We start from the raw sequence: 25,978 nt of genomic DNA, 5'->3' as shown, positions 1-25,978 counted from the left end.
GTCGAACCGGGAGGGACCCGTGGCGCTCTCGCCGACGGACCTGACGCAACTCGCCGCCGTGGATGCGGCGCGGGCGGCGCGAGTACTCAGCGAGGTCCGCTCCGCCACGCTCTCCGGACAGCGCGCGCCCGTCGCGCCGCGCCCGGTGATCGAGCGGTCCTGGGAACGCATGCTGCGCAGCGGTGTCGATCCCGACCACGACTTCCGGTCCGGGCTGCTGTCCCGCGAGGAGGTGCAGCGGCGCCGGGAGACCACCGCGCTCAAGCATGTACTGCCGGTGCTGCGCGAGGGGCTGCTGTCGGTCGCGGACATCGCCCACCACATCATGGTCGTCGCCGACGACGAGGGCCGGGTGCTGTGGCGGGAGGGCAACTCGTCCGTGCTGCGCAAGGCCGACGGCCTCGGCTTCGAACTCGGCGCCGACTGGCGGGAAAGCGTCGTCGGCACGAACGGGGTCGGCACTCCGGCGGTGGTGCGCAGGCCCGTGCAGGTCTTCGCCTCCGAGCACTTCCAGCGCTCGCAGACCTCCTGGACCTGCACCGGCGCCCCCATCACGGATCCGCGGGACGGCCGGCTGATCGGCGTGGTGGACGTCAGCGGGCCGCTGGAGACCATGCACCCGGCCACGCTCGCCTGGGTCGACTCGGTGGCCAAGCTCGCCGAGGCCCGGCTGCGCGAGGTGCATCTGACCTCGCTGGAGCGGCTGCGCGCGGTGGCGGCGCCGGTGCTGGCCCGGCTGCCGGGGCGGGCCCTGGTGGTGGACCGGGACGGCTGGACGGCCGCGGTGACCGGGATGCCGTACGCGCACCGGATCGCGCTGCCCAAGTCCCTGTCGCCGGGCCGACGGTGGCTGCCGCCGCTCGGCGTGTGCGCGGTGGAGCCGCTGGCCGGCGGTTGGCTGCTGCGGGCCTCCGATGAGCCGGTGCCGCCCGGGGCGACACGGATCACCCTGGACCTGACGCAGGCGCGCCGCTGGTCGGTGACGGTGTCCGGCGGTGCGGGCTCCTGGAGCCATGAACTGAGCCCCCGGCACGCCGAGTTGCTGTACCTGCTGGCCCTGCACCGCACCGGCCGCAGCGCGGCGGGGCTGGCCGAGGACATGTTCGGCGCCGCGGGCCGTACGGTGACGGTGCGCGCCGAGATGTCGCGGGTACGGCGCTATCTCGGGGCGTTCCTGGAGCATCGGCCCTACCGCTTCCGCGAGGACGCGGAGGTCGAGGTGCTGCTGCCGGACGACCCGCGCGATCTGCTGCCGCACTCGACGGCGCCCGCCGTGGCACGGGGGCGGGTCTAGGCCGATATGCCCTGAATGAGCCGTGTGCCCGAGTGGCATCTTCCGCATATTTGCAGGGTCTTAGTCCGCAAGCGTGCCCCACTGCCGTAGCATCCCTCTACGAGCCACCCCACCTGCTCTTTTGGTCAACACACAGACCAATGGCCGCAGTTGGCTCGCCTCGGGAGGTTTGATGAAGCACCGCGGCAGACACCGTCGACGCAAGCAGGGCCGTGCCGTGCGCGCGTTCCTGGCCGGAACCGCCCTCGCGCTCACCGCGGTCGCCACGATGATCAGCGCCTCACAGGCCACGGTCGGCGACAACCCCGGGGCGCTGGAGCCGCTCACCAGGGCCGCCGAGACCGGCGCACTCAGCCTCCACGAGCAACTGGCCCCGCAGGCCACGCTCGACGAACTCGCCTCCCGGATGGGCAAGCCGGTCGGTGTCCGTGCCGTCCTGGAGAGCGCCGACCGCAGCCTGCGCACCGCGTCCGGCTGTACGGCCGACGAGCGCACCGCGCTGCCGGTCGCGCCGGCCGCCACGCGCGCGTACTGCTGGGACGCCGCCGAGACCCGGGCCTGGCGGGCAGGGGCGGTCACCACCTCGGGCGACGCCGACGACGACGGCTGGTGGAACGACAACCGGGTGCTCCTGGCCGGCTGGAGCCAGGGCAGCGCCGACCGGCGCCTCGCCCGGGTCTCCTTCGTCGACGCGAACGACCTGGCCCGCCTCAGGTACGCCTCGGCCCTCCTCGTCGTCCCGGTGGACGGCGGGCGCGACTACCGCGCCCTGACCTCCCGCCTGTCCGGCATGGTCTGGTACCAGGACAAGCTGCTGATCACGACCGCCGACGGCCTGTACGTCTACGACATGAACCGCGTCCAGCGCACCACCGTCGACAGCGCCGCGGTGGGCCGCGTCGAGGGCGGCTGGTCGGCGCACGGCAACCGCTTCGTCCTGCCCGCCGTCGGCTCGTACCGCCTGACCGGCGGGAGCGCCGCTCCCCGCATCGGCGCCATCTCCCTCGACCGCAGCACGGCACCCGACAGCCTGGTGGCGAGCGAACGGACCGCCGCCGACAGCGAACGGCCCGCCCGGCTGTGGCGCTACGACTTCAGCACGGACCCGGCGCGCCCCGGCCTGCTGGCCACCGACGCCACCGGATCCGCGCACGCCGTCGAGGCGTACGAGACGAAGGCGTCCGGCATCAGGGGCCTGCTGTCGCACCGGGCGGCCGGGGCGGACCGCTCCGACTGGTACCTGGGCCGCGCCCCGGGCGCCACGGACCGGCAGGGCAGCCTCTGGCGCCAGGACACCGAGGGCGCCGAGGCGACCCGCTGCGGCTCGGCGGACGCCCCGCGCTGCTGGGGCGTCCAGGCCGGACCCCTGTCGTACTGGGAGGCGACCGGCGAGGTCTGGTCCCAGTCGGGTCAGGTGCTGTTCGCCGTGCCGCTGGAGTCGATCGACAGGGCGCTGGGCTAGCCACCTGCCGTTGGATCATCCCTGCGTCGCGGGACCCTGCGGTCACGGACGCCGATCGACAGATCGGCCGACCGGATGATTCCCTGGCCGTCATGACCAACATCCCCGTGACCACCTGGTCCCTGGAACAGACCGCACCCACCGACCTCCTCCCGGCCCAAGCCCCGCAGGGCGACGTGCAGATCGTGCGGGCCGAGGTGCCCTCGCCCGAGTTCAGCCGGTTTCTGTACGTGTCGGTGGGCGGGGACGTCCTCTGGCTGGACCAGCTCGGCTGGACGTACGCGCAGTGGCAGGAGCATCTGGCGCGTCCCGGTGTCGAGACGTGGGTCGCCTACGACCGGGGGACGCCGGCGGGCTATGTGGAGCTGGAGCCGCAGGACGACGGGGTCGTGGAGATCATCCACTTCGGCCTGATTCCGGCCTTCCGCGGACGCCGGATCGGCGGCCACCTGCTGTCGTACGGCGTCGCCCGCGCCTGGGACCTCGCGGAGCGCTGGCCGGGGCTGGCGCCGACGAAGCGGGTGTGGCTGCATACGTGCAGCAAGGACGGGGAGCACGCCATGGCCAACTACCTGCGCCGTGGCTTCAAGCTCTTCGACACCAAGGTCGAGGAGGAGGCCGAGGCCGCGCCGACCGGCCCGTGGCCGGGGGCCTACCCCAGCTGACCTGGCCAGAAACGGCCCAAATGGGCCATGTGACCGAGACCACCCTTGTCTCGCTCTCCGAGACAAGGGTGTCCGCATAATGGACGAAGCTGGACTGTGTCCAGATTGCCGTGCCACGCTTCCGTCATGTCTGGAACTGGAATTGCCTTGGTGAGTCGACGCCACGTCGACCTCGGCCGCATGTCCAGCGCCATCTGTCCGGCGCGCTGACAGCCCCGCAGCGCCCGACACTCCCTCTTTTTCGCTTTCCTCCCTGCGCAATGCCGCGCACGCATGCCCACGCGCCCGCACGCGCAGGTCAGAGCCGCTTTCCCGCCTGTCCCGAAGGACGTAACAACCATGGCCGCCACCCCGCAGAAACCTGCCGCCGCGACTCCCCGCCGCAAGGTGAGCCGTCACCGCGGTGAGGGTCAGTGGGCCGCGGGGCACTTCACCCCGCTCAACGGCAACGAACAGTTCAAGAAGGACGACGACGGTCTCAATGTGCGGACACGCATTGAGACGATCTACTCCAAGCGCGGCTTCGACTCCATCGACCCGAACGATCTGCGTGGCCGTATGCGCTGGTGGGGGCTGTACACCCAGCGCAAGCCCGGGATCGACGGCGGCAAGACCGCCATCCTGGAGCCGGAGGAGCTCGACGACTCCTACTTCATGCTGCGGGTGCGGATCGACGGCGGCCGGCTGACCACGCAGCAGCTGCGCGTCATCGGCGAGATCTCGCAGGAGTTCGCGCGCGGCACCGCGGACATCACCGACCGGCAGAACGTCCAGTACCACTGGATCCGGATCGAGGACGTGCCCGAGATCTGGAACCGCCTGGAGGCCGTCGGCCTGTCCACCACCGAGGCCTGCGGTGACACGCCCCGCGTCGTCATCGGCTCGCCGGTCGCCGGGATCGCCGCGGACGAGATCATCGACGGCAGCCCGGCCATCGACGAGATCCAGCGCCGCATCATCGGCAACAAGGCGTTCTCGAACCTGCCCCGCAAGTTCAAGTCCGCGATCTCCGGTTCGCCGCTGCTGGACGTGGCGCACGAGATCAACGACGTCGCCTTCGTCGGCGTGAACCACCCCGAGCACGGCCCCGGCTTCGACCTGTGGGTCGGCGGCGGCCTGTCCACCAACCCGAAGATCGGCGTCCGGCTGGGCGCCTGGGTGCCGCTGGACGAGGTGCCGGAGGTCTACGAGGGCGTCATCTCGATCTTCCGCGACTACGGCTACCGGCGGCTGCGCACCCGCGCCCGGCTGAAGTTCCTGGTCGCCGACTGGGGGGCGGAGAAGTTCCGTCAGGTGCTGGAGGACGAGTACCTCAAGCGCACGCTCGTCGACGGTCCCGCCCCCGCCCAGCCCGTGGAGCGCTGGCGCGACCACGTCGGTGTGCACCGGCAGAAGGACGGCCGCTTCTACGTCGGCTTCGCCCCGCGCGTCGGCCGCGTCGACGGCGCCACGCTCACGAAGATCGCCGAGCTGGCCGAGGCGCACGGCTCGGGCCGGGTCCGTACCACCGTCGAACAGAAGATGATCATCCTCGATGTCGAGGAGGCGCAGGTCGAGTCGCTGTCCGAGGCCCTGGAGGCCCTGGACCTGACCACCAGGCCCTCCCCGTTCCGGCGCGGCACCATGGCCTGCACCGGCATCGAGTACTGCAAGCTCGCCATCGTCGAGACCAAGGCGCGCGGCTCCCAGCTGATCGACGAACTGGAGCGCCGGATCCCGGACTTCGACGAGCCGATCACCATCAACATCAACGGCTGCCCGAACGCCTGCGCCCGTATCCAGGTCGCGGACATCGGTCTCAAGGGCCAGCTCGTCCTCGACGACAACGGCGAGCAGGTCGAGGGCTACCAGGTACACCTGGGCGGCGCGCTCGGCCTGGAGGCCGGGTTCGGGCGCAAGGTGCGTGGCCTGAAGGTCACCTCCGACGAGCTGCCCGACTACGTCGAGCGGGTCCTCAAGCGCTTCCAGGACGAGCGCGAGGACGGCGAGCGGTTCGCCACCTGGGCCGCGCGCGCCTCCGAGGAGGCCCTCTCATGAGCGAGCGGGCCGCCCCCTTCTACTGCCCCTACTGCGGCGACGAGGACCTCCGGCCGAGCGAAGCCCTGGAAGGCGGCCACGGTGCGTGGGAATGCGCGGCGTGCAACCGCGCATTCCAGCTGAAGTTCCTCGGGCTGCTCGCCCGGGGCCTTCGGCACCATGACGCAGGGGGAGACGAGATATGACGGCGATTCAGGAAGAGCGCACGACAGACGATCTCAAGGCGCTCGCCGAGCAGGCGGGCCGTGACCTGGAGGACGCCTCCGCGCTGGAGATCCTCCAGTGGGCGACCGACACGTTCGGCAAGCGCTTCTGTGTGACCTCGTCGATGGAGGACGCGGTGGTCGCCCACCTCGCCTCCCGGGCGATGCCCGGCGTCGACGTCGTGTTCCTCGACACCGGCTACCACTTCGAGGAGACCATCGGCACCCGCGACGCGGTCGAGGCCGTGATGGACGTCAACGTCATCACCCTCACCCCGCGCCAGACCGTCGCCGAGCAGGACGCCGAGTACGGCCCCAAGCTGCACGACCGCGACCCCGACCTGTGCTGCAAGCTGCGCAAGGTCGAGCCGCTGGAGCGGGGCCTCAAGGACTATGTGGCCTGGGCGACCGGGCTGCGCCGCGACGAGTCCCCGACCCGGGCGAACACCCCGGTCGTCGGCTGGGACGAGAAGCGGCAGAAGGTCAAGATCTCCCCGATCGCCCGCTGGACCCAGGACGACGTGGACGCCTACGTCACCGAGCACGGCGTCCTCACCAACCCGCTGCTGATGGACGGTTACGCCTCCGTCGGCTGCGCGCCCTGCACCCGTCGGGTCCTGGAGGGCGAGGACGCGCGCGCCGGCCGTTGGGCGGGCAGCGCCAAGACCGAGTGCGGGCTGCACGGCTGACCATGACCGAGCTTGCTACGAATTTGGAGAACCACGTGACGAGCGGAGCCACCGTCTGGCTCACGGGTCTGCCGAGCGCCGGCAAGACCACCATCGCCTACGAGCTGGCCGGCCGGCTCCGCGAGGAGGGCCACCGCGTCGAGGTGCTCGACGGCGACGAGATCCGCGAGTTCATCTCGGCGGGCCTCGGCTTCAGCCGCGAGGACCGGCACACCAACGTGCAGCGCATCGGCTTCCTCGCCGAACTGCTCGCCCGTAACGGCGTCAAGGCGCTCGTCCCCGTGATCGCGCCCTACGCCGACAGCCGTGACGCGGTGCGCAAGCGCCACCAGGAGAGCGGGGCGGCGTACCTGGAGATCCATGTGGCCACTCCGGTCGACGTGTGCTCCGTACGCGATGTGAAGGGTCTGTACGCCAAGCAGGCCGCGGGCGAGCTGACGGGCCTGACCGGCGTCGACGACCCGTACGAGGAGCCCGAGTCGCCCGACCTGCGTATCGAGTCCCAGAACCAGACCGTGCAGGAGTCCGCGGCGTCGGTGTACGCCCTGCTCAGCGAAAGGGGACTGGCATGACGACGACCGTCGCCACGGTCGAGGAGGGTACGGACTCCCCGTACGCCCTCTCGCACCTGGACGCGCTGGAGTCGGAGGCGGTGCACATCTTCCGCGAGGTGGCGGGTGAGTTCGAGCGGCCGGTGATCCTGTTCTCCGGCGGCAAGGACTCCATCGTCATGCTGCACCTGGCGCTGAAGGCGTTCGCCCCCGCCGCGATCCCCTTCTCCCTGCTGCACGTGGACACCGGGCACAACTTCCCCGAGGTCCTCGAGTACCGGGACCGCACGGTCGCCAAGCACGGTCTGCGACTGCATGTCGCGTCGGTGCAGGACTACATCGACCGCGGGGTGCTCAAGGAGCGCCCGGACGGCACCCGTAACCCGCTGCAGACGCTGCCGCTGACGGAGAAGATCCAGAGCGAGAAGTTCGACGCGGTGTTCGGCGGCGGGCGCCGGGACGAGGAGAAGGCGCGGGCCAAGGAGCGCGTGTTCTCGCTGCGGGACGAGTTCTCCCAGTGGGACCCGCGCCGGCAGCGGCCCGAGCTGTGGAATCTCTACAACGGCCGCCACGCGCCCGGCGAGCACGTCCGCGTGTTCCCGCTGTCCAACTGGACCGAGCTGGACGTCTGGCAGTACATCGCCCGCGAGGGCATCGAGCTGCCGGAGATCTACTTCGCGCACGAGCGCGAGGTCTTCAAGCGGGCCGGCATGTGGCTGACCGCCGGTGAGTGGGGCGGGCCGAAGGACGGCGAGACGGTCGAGAAGCGGCTCGTCCGCTACCGGACCGTGGGCGACATGTCCTGCACCGGTGCCGTCGACTCGGACGCGGTGAGCCTGGAGCAGGTCATCACCGAGATCGCCGCCTCCCGGCTCACCGAGCGCGGCGCCACCCGCGCCGACGACAAGCTCTCCGAGGCCGCGATGGAAGACCGTAAGCGCGAGGGGTACTTCTAAGCATGAGCACGACGACGACCGAGGAGCTCTCGGCCACGACCCTGCTGCGGTTCGCCACCGCGGGCTCCGTCGACGACGGCAAGTCCACCCTCGTCGGGCGGCTGCTGCACGACTCCAAGTCGATCCTCACGGACCAGCTGGAGGCCGTCGAGCGCGCCTCCGCTAGCCGCGGCCAGGACGCCCCGGACCTCGCGCTGCTGACGGACGGCCTGCGGGCCGAGCGCGAGCAGGGCATCACGATCGACGTGGCGTACCGTTACTTCGCCACGCCCCGGCGCCGGTTCATCCTCGCCGACACGCCCGGCCATGTGCAGTACACGCGCAACATGGTCACCGGCGCGTCGACGGCCGAGCTGACGGTGATCCTGGTCGACGCCCGCAACGGCGTCGTCGAGCAGACCCGCCGGCACGCCGCGATCGCGGCTCTGCTGCGGGTGCCGCACGTCGTGCTCGCCGTGAACAAGATGGACCTGGTCGACTACCAGGAGTCCGTCTTCGCCGCGATCGCCGAGGAGTTCACGGCGTACGCGCTCGAACTGGGCGTCCCGGAGATCACCGCGATCCCGATCTCCGCGCTGGCCGGCGACAACGTGGTGGACCCGTCCGCGAACATGGACTGGTACGGCGGGCCGACCTTCCTGGAGCACCTGGAGACGGTCCCGGTCACCCACGACCTGAGCCACTGCCACGCGCGCCTGCCCGTGCAGTACGTGATCCGTCCGCAGACCGCCGAGCACCCCGACTACCGGGGTTACGCCGGTCAGATCGCCGCCGGTTCCTTCCGCGTCGGCGAATCGGTGACCGTGCTGCCGTCGGGCCGTACGTCGAAGATCTCCGGCATCGACCTGCTGGGTGAGCCGGTCGACATCGCCTGGACGACTCAGTCGGTGACGGTCCTCCTGGAGGACGACATCGACATCTCGCGCGGCGACCTGCTCGTGCCGACCAAGGACGCGCCCGCGACCACCCAGGACATCGAGGCCACGGTCTGCCATGTCGCAGACGCCCCGCTGACCGTCGGCCACCGTGTGCTGCTCAAGCACGGCACCCGCACGGTCAAGGCGATCGTCAAGGACATCCCGTCCCGGCTCACGCTCGACGACCTGTCCCTGCACCCGCACCCGGGACAGCTCGTCGCCAACGACATCGGCCGGGTGAAGATCCGCACCGCCGAGCCGCTGCCGGTCGACTCCTACGCCGACTCGCGCCGCACCGGCTCGTTCATCCTGATCGACCCGAACGACGGCACCACGCTCACCGCGGGCATGGTCGGCGAGTCGTTCGCCTCGCCGGAGCCGGTCAAGGACGAGGCCGAGGACGACGGGTGGGACTTCTGACATGAAGGCCCTGGACTACTACTCCACGTTCGCCAAGGAGGGCGGCCGCATCGGCAGCGGCGCCCTCGGCAGCGGGCAGGGCGGAGTGTCGCGATGTGTGCGCTGACCCGCGCGCACCACATGCGTGCCGCTCCGGACGAACCCGCCGACCTCCCGGCCGCGACCTGGTAAGGGCGTGAGCGCCGGGCCACCGAGAGGAAACCCTCCCGTGCCTGCCACCCCCGCCCTGCGCCGGACCCTCGCGGTCCTGGCCGCGCTGCCGCTGCTCGCCCTGGCGGCCTGCGGCTACGGCTCGCAGGCCAAGGAGAACACCGAGCAGGCCATCGCGGGGGCGCCCAAGGTCGACGGCCTGGACTCGGTGCGGATCGGCTACTTCGGGAACCTCACCCATGCCACCGCGCTGGTCGGCCGGCAGGAGGGGCTGTTCCAGAAGGAACTGGGCGGCACGACGGCGGAGTACGTCCCGTTCAACGCGGGTCCCTCGGAGATCGAGGCGCTGAACTCCAAGTCCATCGACATCGGCTGGATCGGCCCCTCCCCCGCCGTCAACGGCTACATCAAGGCGGACGGCAAGAACCTGCGCATCATCTCCGGTTCGGCGTCGGGCGGCGTGAAGTTCGTCGTCAACCCGGAGAAGATCAAGTCCCTGAAGGACGTCAAGGGCAAGAGGATCGCCACGCCGCAGCTCGGCAACACGCAGGACGTGGCGTTCCTCAACTGGGCCTCCGAGCAGGGCTGGAAGGTCGACGCGGAGAGCGGCGAGGGTGACGTCTCCGTCGTCCGCACCGACAACAAGGTCGTCCCGGACGCCTACCGGTCCGGCTCCATCGACGGTGCCTGGGTGCCCGAGCCGACCGCGTCCAAGCTGGTCGCCGAGGGCGGCAAGGTGCTCCTCGACGAGGCCGACCTGTGGCCGGACAAGAAGTTCGTCATCACGAACGTCATCGTGTCGCAGAGCTTCCTGAAAAAGCACCCGAAGGCCGTGGAAGCCGTACTGCGCGCCTCCGTGAAGATCAACAAGTGGATCGACGCCAACCCGGAGAAGGCGAAGGCCGCGGCGAACGCCCAGCTCAAGGCCGACACCGGCAAGGCGCTGCCGGCCGACGTGCTCGACCCGGCGTGGCAGTCCATCCACGTCACCGACGACCCGCTGGCGGCCACGCTCGAGACCGAGGCGGAGCACGCGGTCAAGGCGGGGCTGCTGCAGAAGCCGGACCTGACCGGCATCTACGACCTGGCGCCGCTGAACAAGGTCCTCAAGGCCGAGGGCGAACCCGAGGTCGACGACGCCGGTCTCGGCGTGAAGTCGTGAGCAAGGCACTGATCCCGATGAGTTCCCAGGAGGTGACGACCATGGCAACCGCCCTCGCCAAGGCCGCCGACACGGATGTGTCCGTGGAGCACGCCGCGCGTATCGACCACGTCTCGAAGTCGTTCGCCGGCCCGGCCGGGCAGCAGCTCGTCCTCGACGACATCACGCTCGATGTCGCGCCCGGCGAGTTCGTCACCCTCCTCGGTGCGTCCGGCTGCGGCAAGTCGACGCTGCTGAACCTGGTGGCCGGGCTGGACGAGCCCAGCGCGGGCAGCATCAGCACCGACGGCCGCCCGGCGCTGATGTTCCAGGAGCACGCCCTGTTCCCGTGGCTGACCGCGGGCAAGAACATCGAACTCGCCCTCAAGCTCAGGGGCGTGCCCAAGGCCGAGCGGCGCGAGCGGGCCGAGGAGCTCCTCGAACTGGTGCGGCTGAAGGGCGCGTACGGCAAGCGGGTGCACGAGCTGTCCGGCGGTATGCGCCAGCGCGTCGCCATGGCGCGGGCGCTCGCCCAGGACAGCAAGCTGCTGCTGATGGACGAGCCGTTCGCGGCGCTCGACGCCATCACCCGTGACGTGCTGCACGACGAGCTGACCCGCATCTGGCGCGAGACAGGGGTATCGGTCCTGTTCGTCACGCACAACGTGCGCGAGGCGGTGCGCCTCGCCCAGCGCGTCGTCCTGCTGTCCTCCCGGCCGGGCCGGGTCGCGCGCGAGTGGACGGTGGGCATCCCGCAGCCGCGCCGCATCGAGGACAGCGCCGTCGCGGAGCTGTCCCGGGAGATCACGGAAGAACTGCGTGGGGAGATCCGCCGTCATGGCCAGCACTGAGTCGACCGCCGTCAAGGACGGCAAGGATCTCGACGGAGTCGAGGCAGGCCTGGACGCCCTGGAGACGGTCCAGACGAGCCGTACGCCGCTGCGTGAGACGCTGACCCGCAAGGTGCTGCCGCCCGTCACGGCGATCGCGCTGGTCCTGGTGGTGTGGCAGCTGCTGGTGTGGGCCGAGGTCGCCCCCGCCTACAAGCTGCCCTCGCCGTCCGACGTCTGGGGCGAGGTCCGCGAGTCCTGGCTCCAGGGCACGCTCTTCGACTACATCTGGACGTCCGTCTCACGCGGCCTGCTCGGCTTCCTCATGGCACTCGCCATCGGAACCCCGCTCGGACTGCTCGTCGCCCGGGTGAAGTTCGTCCGGGCGGCCATCGGCCCCATCCTGTCCGGCCTGCAGTCCCTGCCGTCGGTGGCCTGGGTGGCACCCGCCGTGCTCTGGCTCGGCCTGAACAACTCGATGATGTACGCCGTCATCCTGCTCGGCGCGGTCCCCTCCATCGCCAACGGCCTGGTCTCCGGCGTCGACCAGGTGCCGCCGCTGTTCCTGCGAGCGGGCCGCACGCTGGGCGCGACGGGTCTGAAGGGCACCTGGCACATCGTGATGCCGGCCGCGCTGCCCGGCTATCTGGCGGGCCTGAAGCAGGGCTGGGCCTTCTCCTGGCGCTCGCTGATGGCCGCCGAGATCATCGCCTCCCACCCCGACCTGGGCGTGGGCCTGGGCCAGCTCCTGGAGAACGGCCGCAACAACAGTTCCATGTCCATGGTGTTCTTCGCGATCCTGCTCATCCTCGTCGTCGGCATCGCCATCGACCTGCTGATCTTCAGTCCGCTGGAGCGGTGGGTGCTGCGCAGCCGCGGTCTGCTGGCAAGGAGCTGAAGTCCTGTGTTCAACAAGCCGGTTCTTCTCGTCATCGCCCACGGCAGCCGTGACCCGCGGCATGCCGCGGCGGTGCATGCCCTGGTACGCCGGGTGCGCTCGCTGCGCCCGGACGTACGGGTGGAGACCGGCTTCCTGGACTTCAACATCCCGTCGGTGCAAGGGGTGCTGGAGTCCTTGGCGGCGCAGGGCGTCCGCGACGTCGTGGCGCTGCCGCTGCTCCTGACCAGGGCGTTCCACGCGAAGGCCGACATCCCTGCGGTCCTGCGGGACGCGCCGCCGCAGCTGCGGATCCGGCAGGCCGAGGTGCTGGGGCCGTCGCCGCTGCTCCTGGCGGCCCTGGAGCGGCGGCTGTACGAGGCGGGACTGACGCCCGCCGACAAGTCCTCGACCGGGGTCGTGCTGGCCTCGGCGGGGTCCACCGACCCGGAGGCGATCGCAGTGATCGCAGAAATCGCGCGGGAGTGGCGGCACACCGGTTGGTGCGCCGTGCGGCCTGCGTTCGCCTCCGCTGGTTCTCCCGCGGGGTTCCCCCGCACCGAGGAAGCCGTCCGCGAACTGCGGGCCCTCGGCTGCGCGCGTGTGGCCGTGGCCCCGTACGTCCTGGCCCCGGGCTTTCTCCCGGACCGCATCGCGCGGGGAGCGGCCGAGGCGGACGTACTGGCGGACGTGCTCGGGGCCGCGCCCGAGGTGGCGCGGGTGCTGCTGGAGCGGTACGACGCGGCCGGGGTGCCGGTGCTGGCGGCCGTGGGCGCCTGAGAGCGACGGTCCGCTGCTACGCGGTGTCCGCGGGGCCGCCCGCTTCGTCGGCCAGCCGCACCAGCTCCGCCACCGGCATCGAGCCCGCCGCCCGCCGCTCCCTCGCGAAGGTGTTGGCGAGGCGTTGGAGGAGCTCGTTCAGCGGGGTCGGTACGCCGTGCAGGCGGCCGAGGAGGACGATCTCGCCGTTGAGATAGTCGGCCTCGATGGTGCCGGTGCCGCGGGTGAGGGACTGCCAGGAGGAGCCGCCACCGCGCGGGGTGCCGTCGAGGGATACGAGGGTGATCTTGTCGGCCCGTACGGCCTGCTGCTCCTCGGCGCTCACGTACGCGATCCCGGCGGCGTCGAGCACGGCCGCGCCCTCGGCCCGTACGCGCCGGAACAGTGCCGTGGCCTCCTCGGTGTCGACGGGCCCGGTCACCGCCTCCAGGGAGTTGCCCAGGTTGCTCAACAGCTTGGCGTACTGCCAGCGGGCCACGTCGGCCACGACCGGCGCCTCGAAGTGCGACTTCTCCAGGTCGGCGGCGATGAGGCGGGCGGTCTCGTCGGTGCCGTGGGGGTAGCGGCCGAGGTGCAGCATGCCGGTGAGGGGGCTGCCGGCGGCGGAGACGACGCCGGGTTCGACGTAGGTCGACGGCAGCCAGACGCAGACGCCGTACACCCGCCGGAAGAGCCGCAGGGCGAGGCGCCGGCTCTCCACACCGTTCTGGGCGCAGACCAACGGCAGGCGCTCGGCGGCCGTACCGCCGCCCGCGACCGGGGCCGGGCCCCACGTCTGGAGCGCGGCCGTGCTGTCCTGCGTCTTGACGGCGAGGACGAGGACGTCGTCGGTGCGGAGCTCTCCGAGCGCGGCGGGCCCGTCGACGACCGGCAGTCGGTGGGTCAGCTCGCCCTCCGGCACCCTGAGCCGCAGTCCGTGGTCCCGCAGTGCCTCGAAGTGCGCACCCCGCGCGACCAGAACGACCTCATGTCCCGAGCCCGCGAGCCGTCCGCCGATGACACCGCCGACCGCCCCTGCCCCGATGATGATGTAACGCATGGGCCGAGCCTCGCACACCCAGCACTCCGGCACGGATCCGCTGCGGCTTCGCCACGTACTTCCTCGACGACTGGTACGAGGACCATTGGGTCACCGAGTACCGCCTGCCGGACGGGAGTTGGCGGCTGATCGACCCGCAGGTCCTGCACGCCTCGTACAACCTGGCCTTCGACCCAACTGGGTCCGGAGATCGCCGACGCCGCGTCGCTCACGAAGGAGGACCCTCACGCTGGTCGACGCGGTCGTCGCGGTCCTCGCGGCCGGCTCCGCGGTCACTCTCCGCTGAACAGCGTCCCCTGGTGGAAGTACATGCGCCACCCGTCCCCCGTCCGCCGCCACAGCGAACTGCGGTGTACCCGACGGCCGTTGTCCTCGGTGTCGAAGGTGAGGTGGACGACATCGGGCGCGAGCTGGACGCCCTCCATCCGCGAGACGACGACGGGCCGGGGCCCCGGGTCGGTGCCCGCGAGCAGCGACTCGATGATCGACGTCCGGTCCCAGTCCCGCCCCGACGCGCCGAACTCCCGGAACTCCGGGTGCAGCAGCTCCCCGAGCAGTTCCGGTGAGGACCGGACCTCCGGCTGGAGAAGGCGCAGTTCGCCCTCGATGGCGGCCTCCACGGCAGGCGTACGGACGTCAGTCACCGGTCATCTCCACGAGTTTCACGACGGTGTTCCAGTTGCGGCTGGTGGCGATCAAACCCTTGTTGAGCCGGGGCCGCGACAGAATTTCGGCGAGCTTGGACCGCCCGAGGCCGTTCGGGGCGTACAGGTACAGCGCCCGGTCGCCGAGCCGGAACTCCTCCGGGAGGTAGGCGGCCGGGTCGATCTCCGCGAAGCGCTCGGCGTCGACCGGGGCGGAGTAGTAGGTGACATGGAGCTGTTTGGGCTCCAACTCCGCTGCGGGAAAGGGGCAGTTGTCGGCGATCGCCTTGAGGTAGGCGTGGTCGCGCACGATCACGTCCACGGCGAAGCCGAAGTGCTTCTCGATCGCCGACGCGAGCTCCGTGGCCAGGGACTCCTCGTCGCCGTGGTCTGCGGCGAAGACCGCCTGACCGCTCTGCAGGTAGGTGCGTACGCCGTCGTGACCGAGGCCGGTCATCAGGGTGCGCAGGTCGGCCATCGGGACTTTTCTGCTGCCGCCCACATTGATCCCGCGCAGCAGCGCCGCATACGTCGTCGTCATTCGGCCACCATAAGGCGGCCCACTGACACGGACACCGACGCGGCCGTCGTGCCCCGTGGGGGTGGGCACGACGGCCGCGCAGATCCGTAAGTTACTTACCGGTCAGCATGAAGCACAACCTCATTCGGCTGATCCGCTTCCCGCGCCCCTCCCCGATCCCCGCCTCGACCCCACCCCTGAGCCGCGTCCCCGACCCGCCCCGATAGATGTAAGGGACCCCCATCCTCCCCAGTGGGGAGGGCCCGGGGCCGAGCGGATGACTTTCGGCCGCCGTACTTCACCGGGCAGCACGACGAGATGGCTTTATCCGGCCCATACCTTCGAAACGAAAGGGGGCGGCAGGGGGCCGCCACCGCAATCAAGGGGGCAAGCCCGTCATGGGGAACGGAGACACACGCGTGCGGGGACTCGCCGCCCGCGCCGGCGGCTGGAGCGCCCGCCATCGATGGGCTGCCGTCGGCATCTGGGTGCTGTTCGTCGTCCTGGCGATGGGGCTCGGTTCGGCGGCGGGCCGGGTCGACGTCAAGGACAGCGACCAGCTGAAGGGCGAGACGCACACCGCAGCCAAGATCATCGAGGACGCGGGCATCGAGGAGCCGGCCAGTGAGACCGTCCTGATCCAGGCGAAGGAAGCCGGCCTCAAGGCCACGGACGCCGAGTTCAGGTCGGCGGTCACCGCGGTCGTGAAGGCGGTCGAGGGCACCGGCAAGGTCACGGACGTGACATCGCCGTACGACACGCAGACGATCTCGAAGGACGGCCGCAGCGCGCTGGTGCAGTTCGACATGCGCGGTGAGTCGGACACCGCGGGCGAGCGCGTGGAGCCGGTGCTGAAGGCCGTCGAGGACGTCCAGAAGGACCATGAGTCGCTGCGGATCGAGGAGATCGGCGGCGCCAGCATGATGAAGACGTTCGACGACGCGTTCGGGGACGACTTCCAGAAGGCCGAGTACTCCGCGGTGCCGGTGGCCCTCGGCATTCTGCTCATCGCCTTCGGCGCGGTGGTGGCGGCCCTGCTGCCGGTGCTGCTGGCGATCACCGCGATCATGGCGACGATGGGCCTGATGGGCATCGTGAGCCATGTGATGCCGATGAGCGAGACCGCGAACTCCGTGATGCTGCTGGTCGGTCTGGCCGTCGGCGTCGACTATTGCCTGTTCTACCTGCGCCGTGAGCGCGAGGAGCGCGAGGCCGGCCGGGACGCGCAGACCGCCCTCAGGGTCGCCGCCGCCACCAGTGGCCGCGCGATCATCGTCTCCGGTGTCACGGTGTGCGTGGCGATGGCGGGCATGCTGTTCACCGGTCTCGCCGAGTTCGAGGCGATGGGCCTGGCCTCGCTGATGGTCGTCGCGGTCGCCATGGTCGGGTCGGTGACGGTCCTGCCCGCGCTGCTGTCGCTGCTGGGCGAGCGGGTCGAGAAGGGCAAGATTCCCTTCCTGCACCCGGAGAGCAAGCTCCGCCGCAACCGCGGACGCGGCAACCGCGAGAGCCGGTTCTGGACGGCCGTACTGAAGGGAGTGCTCGCACGGCCGGTCATCTCGGTCGTCGTCGCGGCCGGTGCGCTGCTCGCCGTAGCGGCTCCCGCGCTGGGCATGAAGACCCAGAACCTCACCCTGGACCAGGAGTTCGGCGACTCGCTGCCGATCGTGCAGACGTACAACCGGCTCAACGAGGCCTTCCCGGGCGGTTCCGACCCGGCCGAGGTCGTCGTCAAGGCCGACGACATCAACGCCCCCGAGGTGCAGTCCGCGCTCGCCGACTTCCGTGAGCGGGCGGTCAGTTCGGGCGCCTCGCGCGGCCCGGTCGAGATCAAGCTGCACGACGACCAGAACGTCGCCTTCGTGTACGTCCCGCTGGTCGGCGGCTCCGACCTCGACAAGGCGGGCGCGAGCCTGGACAAGCTGCGCGACGACGTACGGCCCGCCACGCTCGGCAAGGTGGACGGCGTCGAGGCACCGATCACCGGACAGGTCGCCGGCTCGAAGGACTTCAACGACCAGCTGGCCGGAGCCGTCATCCCGGTCTTCGCCTTCGTCGTGGTCTTCGCCTTCGTGCTGATGCTGCTGTCGTTCCGCTCGCTGACGGTCGCGGTCACGTCGATCGTGCTGAACCTGCTGTCGGTGGGCGCGGCGTACGGCATTCTCGTCGCCGTCTTCCAGCACGGCTGGGGCGCGTCCCTGGTGGGCGCGGAGGGTGTCGGCGCCATCATCACCTGGCTGCCGCTGTTCCTGTTCGTGATCCTGTTCGGTCTGTCGATGGACTACCACGTGTTCGTGGTCTCGCGGATCCGCGAGGCTCGTCTGCGCGGCCGTACGACGAAGGAGGCGATCCAGCACGGGGTGGTCACCACGGCCGGGGTCGTCACCAGCGCCGCGGTCATCATGGTCGCCGTGTTCGCGATCTTCGGCACGCTGTCCATGCAATCCATGAAGCAGATGGGTGTGGGCCTCGCGGCCGCGGTCCTCATCGACGCGACCATCATCCGGGGTGTACTGCTCCCGGCGGTCATGGCGCTGCTGGGCGAGCGCAACTGGTACCTGCCGAAGTGGCTGAACCGGCTGCCCGACCTGACGCACGACGAGGCGCCCGAGGCCGTGACGCGGAGCGCGGCTCGGGACGACGAGGGCGAGCGGGTGCCGGTCTGACCCCACCCGCCCGACGAGCAGGGCCCGTTGACTCCGGGGGAGTCAACGGGCCCTCGTACGTCGCCTACTCGGCCCGGCGGGCGGGCAGTTCGGCCTCGATGAGGTCGGCGGCTCGCCGGGTACCGCCCTCCTGGGCCATCTCGGCCTGGATGTCCTTCAGACGCCGGGCCACCTCGGGGTCGTCGACGAGCGCGAGTACGGCCTCGCGGAGGGTTTCAGCGGTGGCCTCCTCCGTCGGGACATGGCGGGCGACGCCGGCGGACTGGAGCACATCGGCATTGCCGAACTGGTCGGCGGCCTGCGGTACGGCGACCATCGGCGTGGCGGTCGCGAGTCCCTCCTGGCTGCCGCCGGCGCCCGCGTGCGTGATGAAGGCGTCGGCCTGCTTCAGGATGGCCAACTGCGGTACCCAGTCCCGCACTTCCACGTTGGCCGGGACAGCGCCCAGCTCGGCCGGGTCGACGTGCCTGCCGATCTGGAGCACCATGTGCCAGCCGGGCAGATCACCGAAGGCCTTGACGCACTCGCGGTAGAAGCCGGGCTGCTTGGTGAAGGCGGAGCCGAGGGAGACGAGGAGGACCTTCTCCGCGCCCGCCGGCCGCTGCCAGTCGCCCTGCGCCGAGCGGTCGCCCTGGCAGGCGCCGACGAAGGTGTAGCGGCTCTCGTCGACCCGATCGGCGTTCCACTGGAGCGCCTTGGGGATGAGGACGAGCGAGCGGTCGGGTCGGCCACCGAAGGAGTCAGGGTCCAGGTCGATCCCGTTCTCGTCCAGCCAGGCCTGGAAGCGGGCGTAGTACGCCTGGCCGCGCTCGGTCTTCTTCGGCTCGGCCCACATGGGTTCGAGGACCTCCTCCTCGTAGCCGTCCCAGGCGACCATGTGCGGGGAGAGCGTGATCGCCCTGACACCCCAGCGGTGGGCGAGGATACGGGCCGGGTAGGAGGCGGTGTCGTGCAGCACAAGGTCCGGTTCGTCCCCCTCGTATGCCTCGATGAGCTGCGGCAGGGCCTGGATCGCGTCGTCGAGGAACGGCTCCACGTTGTCGAGGAGCGTGCTCCCCCATGCCTCGGGGTCGTCGTCGGGTCCGGGCAGCGTCGAGTTCCAGAGCTTCGGCTCGGCACCGGTCTCGGCGACCTTCTCGGCGAACAGCGGCGGAATGGCGTAGGTGACCCGGTGCCCGCGCGCCACCAGCTCGCGGATCACTTCGAGGCTGGGGTTCACGTGGCCGTGGGCGGCGATGGAGAACATGGCGATGTGGGCGGGGCGACTGGTCATGGGCCCCACCGTAGGCGAGACGAGACGTCTCGTGCAACTGGATTCCGCGGCTGGTGCGCCTTGATTCCGCGGATGGTGCGACTCCGTTCCCCGGGAAGCGCCGACGTCACCGCTCGGGACAGCTCGCGCCGCTCCCCTCCATCTGTCGGCCGTCCGGCCCCGTGACGGTCATTCGGTGAGGGCTCGGCACCGGGTCCGCGAGGCGCTGGACCCCGAGGGTCGTGCAGGTCAGCTGGTCCACCTCAAGGCCGGACAACTCACCTGCTTCGGCGGCCAGTTCGATGGACACACCCTTGTCGCTGGTGGTCACCTCGACGGGGCCGTCCGTGGAGGACTCCTCCGGCGGGGGACCGTAGGTGGCCGCCGGGGTGGCTCGCGGGTCCGGCGCGAGCGTCGGCATGCCCGAGGGCATGCACGGCTGCGTGCCCAATGTCTGGCCGTACGACGAGGACGGGCGGTACATCACCGGGCCCGCCGCGCCGTGAGGGCAGGCGGGCCTGCGGGCTCGCGGGCGGGCGGGACTGCGGGCGTGCAGGACTGCGGGCGTGCAGGACTGCGGGCGGGCGAGCGGGCGGACGGCTCAGCGCTGATAGCGGGCGAGCACCAAGTTGCCGTCCTCCTCCAGGCGTTCGCGCAGTTCACCGAGGTCGATGGCGCCGCTGTAGTACTCCTGGAACGCGGGGGTGGCGACCTTGTCCTTCCACTCCGGGTAGCCCCGCACGGACTGCGCGGGTGCCGAGCGCAGGTGGGCGGCGAGGGCGGTGCCGGTCGCCCAGCCGTTCTCCGTGGTGTGCAGGGCGGGGTCCTTCAGCGCCTGGGTGCCGGTGGGCAGCATCCAGTCGCCGAGGGCGAGCCGGACCATGTTCCGGGGCTGGAGCAGGAAGTCGATGAACTCGGCGGCCTCCTTCTTGTGCGGGCTGTCCTCGGCGACGGACAGGGTCTGCGGGCTGACGCCCTGGGTGAGCCCGTCGGCGCCGGCCGGGGCGGGCAGCACCTGCCACTGGAAGCCCTGCGGCGCCTGCTGGACGATCTGCTGACGGTACGAGAACCCGAGCGGCACCATCGCGTACTTGCCGCCGAAGAAGCCGGGCAGGGTGTCCGAGCCGCCGCTGCCGAGGGTGGTGGGCGAGGCGCTGCGGTCGGTGTCGGCCTGGTCGTGGATCGTGCGCGGCACGACCTCGTCCCCCTCGCCGAACCGGATGGTGACCTTGCCGTCCGCGCCCCGGTGGAAGAGCTGTCCGCCCGTCGACAGTGACAGGTTGAGCGTGGCGGAGACGGGTTCCTTCAGCGGCCAGGCGACGCCGTACTTGCCGTCGCCGCTGAGCCGTTCGGTGACCCTTCGGAACTCGGGCCAGCTCCATGGGCGTTGGGTGGTCGGGACCCGTACGCCGGACTCCTTCAGCCACTTCTCGTTGGCGATGAGGACGCGCGGCTCCTGGAGGAAGGGGACGCCGTAGATCCCGTCGCCGAAGGTCGTCGTGTCCCAACTGTGCTGCGGGATATCGGACTTGAGCCGCTCGGGCAACAGGTGGGTGAGATCGGTGAGGTAGCCGCCGTACGCGAAGTCCGCGAGGTCGTCCGAGGCGTCGTGGATGATGTCGGGCGCCTCACCGCCCTCGAAGGAGGTCAGGAGCTGGTCGTGGACGCTGTCCCAACTCCCCTGCACATACTCGACCTTGACGTCGCGATGGCGGGCGTTCCACTCCTTCACCAGCTCCTTGTTGACCTCGACGGACTCCTCCTGCCAGGCCAGGGACTGGAAGCGCAGGGTGACACGGCCGTCGGAACCGCCACCGTCGTCGCCACTGCATCCGGCGAGCAGCAGAGCCAGGACGACCAGGGGCAACAGCACTCTCGTACGCATCAGTTCTTCACCGCCCCGGCGAGCATGCCGCCCGTGATGCGGCGTTGGATGATCGCGAAGACGACCAGTGAGGGAAGGGTCGCCAGGAAGGCGGCCGCCGCCAGCGGGCCGAGGTCCGCTACGCCCTCCGCGCCGATGAAGTGAGTGAGGACGACCGGGAGGGTCTGCTTCTCGGGCGTCTTCAGCAGCACCAGCGCGAAGAAGAACTCGTTCCACGCCGTGACGAACGCGAACAGCCCCGTCGCCACGATCCCCGGCGCGAGCAGGGGCGCGGTCACCGACACCAGCGTCCGCACCCGCCCGGCCCCGTCGACCGCCGCCGCCTCCTCCAACTCGGGCGGCACGGCGCGGACGTACCCGACGAGCATCCACAGCGCGAACGGCAGCGCCCACACCACGTAGACCATGACCAGCCCCGGCACCGAGTTGATCAGCCGCAGGTTCTTCAGCACCAGGAACAGCGGAATGATCAACAGCACCAGCGGGAACGCCTGGCTGACGATCACCCAGCCGGTCGCCGCTCGCGCGAGCGGGGTGCGGCGGCGGGCCATGACGTAGGCCATCGGGGTCGCGAGCAGTACGGCGATCAGGGCCGCGCCGAGCGCGGCGACAAGGGAGTTGAGGGCGGCGTGCAGCAGGGGCTGTTCGTCGAAGGCCTGCCGGAAGTTGGCGAGGGTGGGGTCCTTCGGGATCCAGGTGGGGTGCAGGCTGCCGAGCTCGCGCGGGGGCTTGAAGGCGGTGGAGATCAGCCAGAGGAAGGGGAAGGCGAGGAAGACGAGGTAGGCGAGCAGGGCGGCGTACTGGCCGATACGGCCCGTGGTGCTGGTCCTCATGACTCGTCACCTCCCCTGAGCCGGCCGACGAGGAAGATGGCGAGGAGGACCGAGATCACCGCGACCATCACGCATCCCATCGCCGCCGCATAGCCGAACTGCCCGTAGCGGAAGGCCTCTTCGTAGGCGAAGAACATGGGCAGCCGGGTGCGGCCGCCGGGCCCGCCGCTGGTGAGCACGTAGACCAGGGCGAAGGAGTTGAAGTTCCAGATCAGGTTGAGTGCCGTGATGGACAGGGCGACGGGTTTGAGGGCGGGCCAGGTGACCGTGCGGAAGCGGCGCCAGGCGCCGGCGCCGTCCACGGCTGCCGCCTCGTGCAGCTCGCGCGGGGTGTTCTGCAGACCGGCGAGCAGAGCGACCGTCGTGGTCGGCATGCCCGCCCAGACGCCCACGACGATGACGGCGGGGAGCGCGGTGCCGAGCCCGCTGAGCCAGTCGCGGCCGTCGCCGAGGCCCAGGTCGCGGAGCGTCTCGTTGAGGATGCCCGCGTCGGGGTTGTAGACCAGCCGCCACATGACACCGACGACGACCTCGGGCATGGCCCACGGGACGATCGCCAGAGCGCGGGCCAGCCAGCGCAGACGCAGGTCCTGGTTGAGGAGGAGGGCGAGCCCGAGCGCCAGCAGGAACTGGGGCACGGTGACGCCGACGGCCCACACCAGGCCGATCCGGAACGACTCCCAGAACAGCGTGTCGTGCAGCAGATCCCGGAAGTTGAGACCGCCGATCCACTGGGTGGGCTGGGTCCGCCCGGACTGCGCGTCGGTGAAGGCGAGCATGATGCCGTAGAGCAGGGGCCCTACGCTCAGGATCAGGATGGGGATCAGCGCGGGGAGTACGAGGAACCAGGCGCCGTGATCCGTGACGCGCCGCCGCCTCGTGCCACCCGGCGGGCGTCTCACCGGCCTCTCCGCCTCCGTCACCGTCGTCACGGAATCAGCCCCTTTGCGCCGCTCGGGATGGGCCCCGTCATGGTCGTGAAGGCGCTCTGCCCCGTCAAGGCAGCGCGCACGCGCTCCGACCTGTGCGAATGCGAGACTGAGCGAGGGATGGCGGGAATCCGACGCTGTTCCTGGAGGCGTACGACCACACGGAGGCGGGCGATGGACGAGGCACGGGCGCGGGACGTACTGGCCGCGGCGGGGGTGGGACCCGTCCCGGCGCGGGACGCGCGACTGCTCGCCCTGGGCGAGAACGCGGTGTTCGCCGCCGGTGACCTGGTCGTCAAGGTGGGCCGCGACGCCGAACTCCTGGGCCGGGCACGGCGCGAACTGGACGTCGCGGAGTGGCTGGCCGAGGCGGGCGTGCCGGCGGTCCGGGCGGCCGAGCCCAAGGAGCTGCTGGTGGAGGGACACCCGGTGACCGTGTGGCACCGGCTGCCCGATCCGGTACGGCCCGCCGAGCCACGGGATTTGGCCGAACTGCTGCGGTTCGTGCACGCGTTGCCCATGCCGTCCTTCGAACTGCCGCCCCGTGAGTTGTTGGGCGGCGTGGAACGGTGGCTGCGGCTGGCAGGCGACGCGATCGATCCGGCCGACGCGGCGTATCTGCGGGAGCGGCGGGACGGGTTCGCCGCGGCCGCGGCTGCGCTGACGCCGCATCTGCCGCCGGGGCCGATTCACGGTGACGCCCTCCCTCGCAACGTCCATGTCGGCCCGGACGGGCCGGTTCTCGTCGACCTGGAGACCTTCTCGGCGGATCTGCGGGAGCACGACCTGGTGGTCATGGCGCTCTCACGGGTTCGGTACGGGTTGACTGCGGCGGTTTACGACTCGTTCGTCGAGACGTACGGCTGGGATGTGCGGGAGTGGGAGGGCTGCTCGGTGTTGCGGGGGGCTCGGGAGACGGCCAGTTGTGCGTGGGTGGCCCAGCATGCGCCGAGCAATCCGAAGGCGTTGGCGGAGTTCCGTCGCCGGGTGGCTTCGCTGAGAGAGGGCGATGAGACGGTGCGGTGGCATTCGTTCTGAACGCCTGTTTCTGACCGCGAAACAGCGCGTCAGGACACGGCCACCCGCACCGTCGGCACCCTCGCCCCGGTTCCGGTGGTCGCCCGGATGCTTTACGCGAGCATCAGCAGCAGCCGCGTGTTCGGTACGAGCTTGCGGTTCACGCTGGTGCTCTGCACGAATATCGTGAAGTCGTCGTTGTGGTCGGGCTTGACGCGGACTTCCACGTCCGGCAGGCCGAGCAGGGCTCGGGCCTCGGGCCCCGTGTACACCCGGTCCGTCTTCTTCTCCAGCACTGCGATCTGCTTCTGCGCCTGGATCTTCTCCGACTTGCTCAGCTGGTAGAACGCCCCACCGGTGCGGTAGGTGTGCCCGCATTCGATGACCCAGTCCCGGATCCCGGCGTCACGAGCCACGGGGATCAGCTGGTACTCCGACGGATCCACCGGGGTGAGTCCGGCTGCCTTGATGGTGTCCTTGTTGACCACGTCCGCACCTGTGGAGAACACCGCCCGTGATCCGCGGATGCCCTGGGCGCGGCCCATCATGAACTTCTCGGTGGCCTGCTGGATGACCTGCCCGGCCTCCTCCAGACCCTGGGTGCTCGTGGCGTCCCAGATGGCGATGTTGTCCTTCGGGAACCCGCACTGCATGGCCTCGCGCTTGCCCATCTGGTCCGGCACGAGGACGGCCAGCGTCCAGTTGTCCTCCTGTGTCGCGATCAACTTGGCCACGCCGTTGACCAGTTCACGCGGATCCCTGCTACGGGCGTCCGGGCAGCGATGACTTGCGTTCTCCTGCCCGTCGGTGAGCACGAACGTCAGGAAGCTGTGGTCGCCGTACAGTTGAGCCGTCTGCGCCAGCTCCCGCTGCGATTTGAGCGTGGCCGACAGCAACGCCGTCATTCCACCGACCCGGTACAGCTGCTTCAGGGACGGCATCCGCAGCACGTCCTTGTCGTAGATGACGCACTCCACCGTGTCCGCGAAGACGTACACCGTGACGCGGGTTTCCTGGTCCAACTCCTGCGATCGGCGGGCCAGGTACGCGATCTGCTGGTCGGCGACTTCGACGACCTTGCGGCTCAGGTGCGACATGGACGAACTGGCATCCAGCACGAGAGCGACGTGATTGATGTAGTTCTGGCTTACGGACATGACGGCTCCCCCTCTTTTCGACTCGATGCTTTCGACTCGATGCTTCGATGTTCTCACCCACCACTGACAATCGATCTTGTCGTGCCAGGCGGCCGGGGCGGCCGGGCCGGAGCGCCCGGGCCGGGGCAGCATTCAGGGCGTCGCCCTGCCGTCACTGTCCCGGCTCTGGATCCTGCGCGCCGCGCGGCCCAGTTCGGTCAATACGGTGCGGACCGCCGACCTGGCCGTCCGCTCGGGGCGGTAGAGGGCGTCGATATGGCGTCGCGCCTGCACGCCGCTGAGGGGGCGCAGGACCAGCGCCGGGTGTGGGCGCATCGTCCAGCGGGGCATCAGGGCCAGGCCCCCGCCGGCCGCGACGGCCTCGGCCACCACCGCGAACTCGTTGATGCGGTGGGCCAGATGGAGTCGGCGTCCGGCCGCGGCGGCGACGGCTTCGATGACCGCCAGGACCGGGAAGCCGTCGTGCACGGTGATCCACTGCTCCTCGGCCACGTCGCGTGGGGTGACGCGACGCTTGGCGGCGAGCGGGTGATCGACGGGCATCGCCACGTCCAGTGGCTCGCGCAGCAACGTCGTCGCGGTCACCGTGTCCGGCCACGGCGGGGCGTGGTCCAGGCGGTGGGCCAGGACGATGTCGTATTCCCGGGTGAGCCGGGGGAAGTCCTCCTGCGGTACATCCTCGTCGGCCAGCCTCGGCACCGGCTTGCCCGGCCCGGCCAGCGCGCGGATCAGCAGCGGGAAGAACGCCGTGGCCGCGCTGTGGAACGCCGCCACCGACACCTCCCCGTCCGGCCGCTCGACGAACTCCTCGACCGTGTGCCGCGCCCGCGCGAGCGCCGTCTCCACCTCGACGGCCGCTCCGGCCAGCGCCTGTCCTGCGTCGGTGAGCACCAGCCGGCGCCCCTGCCGCTCGGTGAGCGGCACCGGGATCGCGCGCTGCAGCAGCCGTAGCTGCTGGGAGATCGCCGACGGCGTCACCAGCAGCGCCTCGGCGACCGCCGTGACACTGCCCAGTTCGCCGAGCTCCCGCAGGATCCTCAGCTGCCGTTCGTCCATCGCCTCAG

At 70.5% G+C, this 25,978-nt stretch carries 25 protein-coding genes and 1 pseudogene; 16 read left to right on the top strand and 10 right to left on the bottom strand.

Annotated elements, in window-relative coordinates:
* Window positions 1–19: 19 nt before the first annotated feature.
* The 14 genes from ACTMVF_RS12925 (at window position 20) to ACTMVF_RS12860 (ending at window position 12,972) form a co-directional block, all read left to right on the top strand.
* Window positions 20–1,294 carry a GAF domain-containing protein gene (locus ACTMVF_RS12925; protein ID WP_441271121.1) on the top strand — a complete coding sequence of 425 codons (1,275 nt, stop codon included), beginning with the start codon at window positions 20–22 and terminating at the stop codon, window positions 1,292–1,294.
* A 172-nt stretch (window positions 1,295–1,466) separates the two neighbouring features.
* Entirely contained in the window at window positions 1,467–2,756 is a 1,290-nt protein-coding gene (locus ACTMVF_RS12920) for a hypothetical protein (RefSeq protein ID WP_441271120.1), read from the top strand.
* 92 nt (window positions 2,757–2,848) lie between these two features.
* Window positions 2,849–3,421 carry a GNAT family N-acetyltransferase gene (locus ACTMVF_RS12915; RefSeq protein WP_441271119.1) on the top strand — a complete coding sequence of 191 codons (573 nt, stop codon included), beginning with the start codon at window positions 2,849–2,851 and terminating at the stop codon, window positions 3,419–3,421.
* Between the two features lie 126 nt (window positions 3,422–3,547).
* On the top strand, window positions 3,548–3,631 hold the full coding sequence (locus ACTMVF_RS12910) for a putative leader peptide (RefSeq protein ID WP_310591794.1): 84 nt from the start codon (window positions 3,548–3,550) through the stop codon (window positions 3,629–3,631).
* A 129-nt stretch (window positions 3,632–3,760) separates the two neighbouring features.
* Window positions 3,761–5,458, top strand: a complete 1,698-nt coding sequence (locus tag ACTMVF_RS12905; protein WP_441271118.1) for a nitrite/sulfite reductase — start codon at window positions 3,761–3,763, stop codon at window positions 5,456–5,458.
* Window positions 5,455–5,643 carry a hypothetical protein gene (locus tag ACTMVF_RS12900; RefSeq protein WP_441271117.1) on the top strand — a complete coding sequence of 63 codons (189 nt, stop codon included), beginning with the start codon at window positions 5,455–5,457 and terminating at the stop codon, window positions 5,641–5,643. Before ACTMVF_RS12905 ends, ACTMVF_RS12900 begins: the two co-directional genes overlap by 4 nt.
* Window positions 5,640–6,350, top strand: a complete 711-nt coding sequence (locus ACTMVF_RS12895) for a phosphoadenylyl-sulfate reductase (RefSeq protein WP_441271116.1) — start codon at window positions 5,640–5,642, stop codon at window positions 6,348–6,350. Before ACTMVF_RS12900 ends, ACTMVF_RS12895 begins: the two co-directional genes overlap by 4 nt.
* 35 nt (window positions 6,351–6,385) lie before the next feature.
* Window positions 6,386–6,922, top strand: a complete 537-nt coding sequence (cysC, locus tag ACTMVF_RS12890) for an adenylyl-sulfate kinase (RefSeq protein WP_441271115.1) — start codon at window positions 6,386–6,388, stop codon at window positions 6,920–6,922.
* Entirely contained in the window at window positions 6,919–7,857 is a 939-nt protein-coding gene (gene cysD, locus ACTMVF_RS12885) for a sulfate adenylyltransferase subunit CysD (RefSeq protein WP_403345347.1), read from the top strand. Before cysC ends, cysD begins: the two co-directional genes overlap by 4 nt.
* Window positions 7,858–7,859: 2 nt before the next feature.
* The gene (locus tag ACTMVF_RS12880; protein ID WP_441271114.1) at window positions 7,860–9,194 is read left to right on the top strand and encodes a sulfate adenylyltransferase subunit 1; all 1,335 of its coding nucleotides are present in this window, start codon (window positions 7,860–7,862) and stop codon (window positions 9,192–9,194) included.
* A gap of 208 nt (window positions 9,195–9,402) precedes the next feature.
* On the top strand, window positions 9,403–10,506 hold the full coding sequence (locus ACTMVF_RS12875) for an aliphatic sulfonate ABC transporter substrate-binding protein (protein WP_441271113.1): 1,104 nt from the start codon (window positions 9,403–9,405) through the stop codon (window positions 10,504–10,506).
* A 41-nt stretch (window positions 10,507–10,547) separates the two neighbouring features.
* Entirely contained in the window at window positions 10,548–11,336 is a 789-nt protein-coding gene (locus tag ACTMVF_RS12870; RefSeq protein ID WP_441271112.1) for an ABC transporter ATP-binding protein, read from the top strand.
* Window positions 11,323–12,213: an ABC transporter permease gene (locus ACTMVF_RS12865; RefSeq protein ID WP_441271111.1), complete on the top strand. Its 891-nt coding sequence runs from the start codon at window positions 11,323–11,325 to the stop codon at window positions 12,211–12,213. The genes ACTMVF_RS12870 and ACTMVF_RS12865 overlap by 14 nt, the downstream gene beginning before the upstream one ends.
* Before the next feature lie 6 nt (window positions 12,214–12,219).
* Entirely contained in the window at window positions 12,220–12,972 is a 753-nt protein-coding gene (locus ACTMVF_RS12860) for a sirohydrochlorin chelatase (RefSeq protein ID WP_441271110.1), read from the top strand.
* Between the two features lie 16 nt (window positions 12,973–12,988).
* Here the strand turns inward: ACTMVF_RS12860 and ACTMVF_RS12855 are convergent, their stop codons facing one another.
* The 3 genes from ACTMVF_RS12855 to ACTMVF_RS12845 form a co-directional block, all read right to left on the bottom strand.
* The gene (locus ACTMVF_RS12855) at window positions 12,989–14,011 is read right to left on the bottom strand and encodes a ketopantoate reductase family protein (protein WP_441271109.1); all 1,023 of its coding nucleotides are present in this window, start codon (window positions 14,009–14,011) and stop codon (window positions 12,989–12,991) included.
* Between the two features lie 272 nt (window positions 14,012–14,283).
* A complete protein-coding gene (locus tag ACTMVF_RS12850; protein WP_441271108.1) occupies window positions 14,284–14,655 on the bottom strand; it encodes a nuclear transport factor 2 family protein in 372 nt (123 codons plus the stop codon).
* Complete coding sequence (locus ACTMVF_RS12845; RefSeq protein WP_441271107.1) at window positions 14,648–15,196, bottom strand: DUF1697 domain-containing protein; 549 nt, start codon at window positions 15,194–15,196, stop codon at window positions 14,648–14,650. The genes ACTMVF_RS12850 and ACTMVF_RS12845 overlap by 8 nt, the downstream gene beginning before the upstream one ends.
* A 377-nt stretch (window positions 15,197–15,573) precedes the next feature.
* On the opposite strand from ACTMVF_RS12845, the gene ACTMVF_RS12840 reads away from it, so the two are divergent.
* Window positions 15,574–17,841: an MMPL family transporter gene (locus ACTMVF_RS12840; protein ID WP_441271106.1), complete on the top strand. Its 2,268-nt coding sequence runs from the start codon at window positions 15,574–15,576 to the stop codon at window positions 17,839–17,841.
* Between the two features lie 64 nt (window positions 17,842–17,905).
* On the opposite strand, the pseudogene ACTMVF_RS12835 reads toward ACTMVF_RS12840, so the two are convergent.
* The 5 genes and pseudogenes from ACTMVF_RS12835 to ACTMVF_RS12815 all read right to left on the bottom strand — a co-directional run bounded on the left by ACTMVF_RS12835 (window position 17,906) and on the right by ACTMVF_RS12815 (window position 22,743).
* Window positions 17,906–19,157: pseudogene (locus ACTMVF_RS12835) on the bottom strand (glycosyltransferase).
* Between the two features lie 63 nt (window positions 19,158–19,220).
* Complete coding sequence (locus tag ACTMVF_RS12830; RefSeq protein ID WP_441271105.1) at window positions 19,221–19,514, bottom strand: hypothetical protein; 294 nt, start codon at window positions 19,512–19,514, stop codon at window positions 19,221–19,223.
* A gap of 180 nt (window positions 19,515–19,694) precedes the next feature.
* Window positions 19,695–20,978, bottom strand: coding sequence for an ABC transporter substrate-binding protein (locus ACTMVF_RS12825; protein ID WP_441271104.1), 1,284 nt, complete (start codon window positions 20,976–20,978; stop codon window positions 19,695–19,697).
* Window positions 20,978–21,811, bottom strand: coding sequence for a carbohydrate ABC transporter permease (locus ACTMVF_RS12820; protein ID WP_441271103.1), 834 nt, complete (start codon window positions 21,809–21,811; stop codon window positions 20,978–20,980). The genes ACTMVF_RS12825 and ACTMVF_RS12820 overlap by 1 nt, the downstream gene beginning before the upstream one ends.
* The gene (locus ACTMVF_RS12815) at window positions 21,808–22,743 is read right to left on the bottom strand and encodes a carbohydrate ABC transporter permease (protein WP_441271102.1); all 936 of its coding nucleotides are present in this window, start codon (window positions 22,741–22,743) and stop codon (window positions 21,808–21,810) included. The genes ACTMVF_RS12820 and ACTMVF_RS12815 overlap by 4 nt, the downstream gene beginning before the upstream one ends.
* 171 nt (window positions 22,744–22,914) lie before the next feature.
* Here ACTMVF_RS12815 and ACTMVF_RS12810 point away from each other — a divergent pair, with 171 nt between their 5' ends.
* Window positions 22,915–23,778, top strand: coding sequence for a phosphotransferase enzyme family protein (locus ACTMVF_RS12810; protein ID WP_441271101.1), 864 nt, complete (start codon window positions 22,915–22,917; stop codon window positions 23,776–23,778).
* A gap of 92 nt (window positions 23,779–23,870) precedes the next feature.
* Here the strand turns inward: ACTMVF_RS12810 and ACTMVF_RS12805 are convergent, their stop codons facing one another.
* Together ACTMVF_RS12805 and ACTMVF_RS12800 are read right to left on the bottom strand one after the other, a co-directional pair.
* Window positions 23,871–24,914 carry a vWA domain-containing protein gene (locus ACTMVF_RS12805; RefSeq protein WP_441271100.1) on the bottom strand — a complete coding sequence of 348 codons (1,044 nt, stop codon included), beginning with the start codon at window positions 24,912–24,914 and terminating at the stop codon, window positions 23,871–23,873.
* Window positions 24,915–25,046: 132 nt separating this feature from the next.
* The gene (locus tag ACTMVF_RS12800; RefSeq protein ID WP_441271099.1) at window positions 25,047–25,970 is read right to left on the bottom strand and encodes a LysR family transcriptional regulator; all 924 of its coding nucleotides are present in this window, start codon (window positions 25,968–25,970) and stop codon (window positions 25,047–25,049) included.
* Window positions 25,971–25,978: the final 8 nt, after the last annotated feature.

The sequence above is a fragment of the Streptomyces sp. SD31 genome (assembly GCF_052068475.1).
Taxonomy (GTDB): domain Bacteria; phylum Actinomycetota; class Actinomycetes; order Streptomycetales; family Streptomycetaceae; genus Streptomyces.
The sequence above is the reverse complement of the archived record's forward strand: the minus strand, read 5'-3'. Positions and strand labels throughout refer to the sequence as shown.

What these genes read in the sequence shown, in the direction of transcription:
- ACTMVF_RS12920 (WP_441271120.1), top strand. Translation starts at nt 1,467, where the DNA reads ATGAAGCACCGCGGCAGACACCGTCGACGCAAGCAGGGCCGTGCCGTG.
- ACTMVF_RS12915 (WP_441271119.1), top strand. Translation starts at nt 2,849, where the DNA reads ATGACCAACATCCCCGTGACCACCTGGTCCCTGGAACAGACCGCACCC.
- ACTMVF_RS12910 (WP_310591794.1), top strand. Translation starts at nt 3,548, where the DNA reads ATGTCTGGAACTGGAATTGCCTTGGTGAGTCGACGCCACGTCGACCTC.
- ACTMVF_RS12905 (WP_441271118.1), top strand. Translation starts at nt 3,761, where the DNA reads ATGGCCGCCACCCCGCAGAAACCTGCCGCCGCGACTCCCCGCCGCAAG.
- ACTMVF_RS12900 (WP_441271117.1), top strand. Translation starts at nt 5,455, where the DNA reads ATGAGCGAGCGGGCCGCCCCCTTCTACTGCCCCTACTGCGGCGACGAG.
- ACTMVF_RS12895 (WP_441271116.1), top strand. Translation starts at nt 5,640, where the DNA reads ATGACGGCGATTCAGGAAGAGCGCACGACAGACGATCTCAAGGCGCTC.
- cysD (WP_403345347.1), top strand. Translation starts at nt 6,919, where the DNA reads ATGACGACGACCGTCGCCACGGTCGAGGAGGGTACGGACTCCCCGTAC.
- ACTMVF_RS12880 (WP_441271114.1), top strand. Translation starts at nt 7,860, where the DNA reads ATGAGCACGACGACGACCGAGGAGCTCTCGGCCACGACCCTGCTGCGG.
- ACTMVF_RS12870 (WP_441271112.1), top strand. Translation starts at nt 10,548, where the DNA reads ATGGCAACCGCCCTCGCCAAGGCCGCCGACACGGATGTGTCCGTGGAG.
- ACTMVF_RS12865 (WP_441271111.1), top strand. Translation starts at nt 11,323, where the DNA reads ATGGCCAGCACTGAGTCGACCGCCGTCAAGGACGGCAAGGATCTCGAC.
- ACTMVF_RS12855 (WP_441271109.1), bottom strand. Translation starts at nt 14,011, where the DNA reads ATGCGTTACATCATCATCGGGGCAGGGGCGGTCGGCGGTGTCATCGGC.
- ACTMVF_RS12845 (WP_441271107.1), bottom strand. Translation starts at nt 15,196, where the DNA reads ATGACGACGACGTATGCGGCGCTGCTGCGCGGGATCAATGTGGGCGGC.
- ACTMVF_RS12840 (WP_441271106.1), top strand. Translation starts at nt 15,574, where the DNA reads ATGGGGAACGGAGACACACGCGTGCGGGGACTCGCCGCCCGCGCCGGC.
- ACTMVF_RS12830 (WP_441271105.1), bottom strand. Translation starts at nt 19,514, where the DNA reads ATGCCGACGCTCGCGCCGGACCCGCGAGCCACCCCGGCGGCCACCTAC.
- ACTMVF_RS12825 (WP_441271104.1), bottom strand. Translation starts at nt 20,978, where the DNA reads ATGCGTACGAGAGTGCTGTTGCCCCTGGTCGTCCTGGCTCTGCTGCTC.
- ACTMVF_RS12820 (WP_441271103.1), bottom strand. Translation starts at nt 21,811, where the DNA reads ATGAGGACCAGCACCACGGGCCGTATCGGCCAGTACGCCGCCCTGCTC.
- ACTMVF_RS12810 (WP_441271101.1), top strand. Translation starts at nt 22,915, where the DNA reads ATGGACGAGGCACGGGCGCGGGACGTACTGGCCGCGGCGGGGGTGGGA.
- ACTMVF_RS12805 (WP_441271100.1), bottom strand. Translation starts at nt 24,914, where the DNA reads ATGTCCGTAAGCCAGAACTACATCAATCACGTCGCTCTCGTGCTGGAT.
- ACTMVF_RS12800 (WP_441271099.1), bottom strand. Translation starts at nt 25,970, where the DNA reads ATGGACGAACGGCAGCTGAGGATCCTGCGGGAGCTCGGCGAACTGGGC.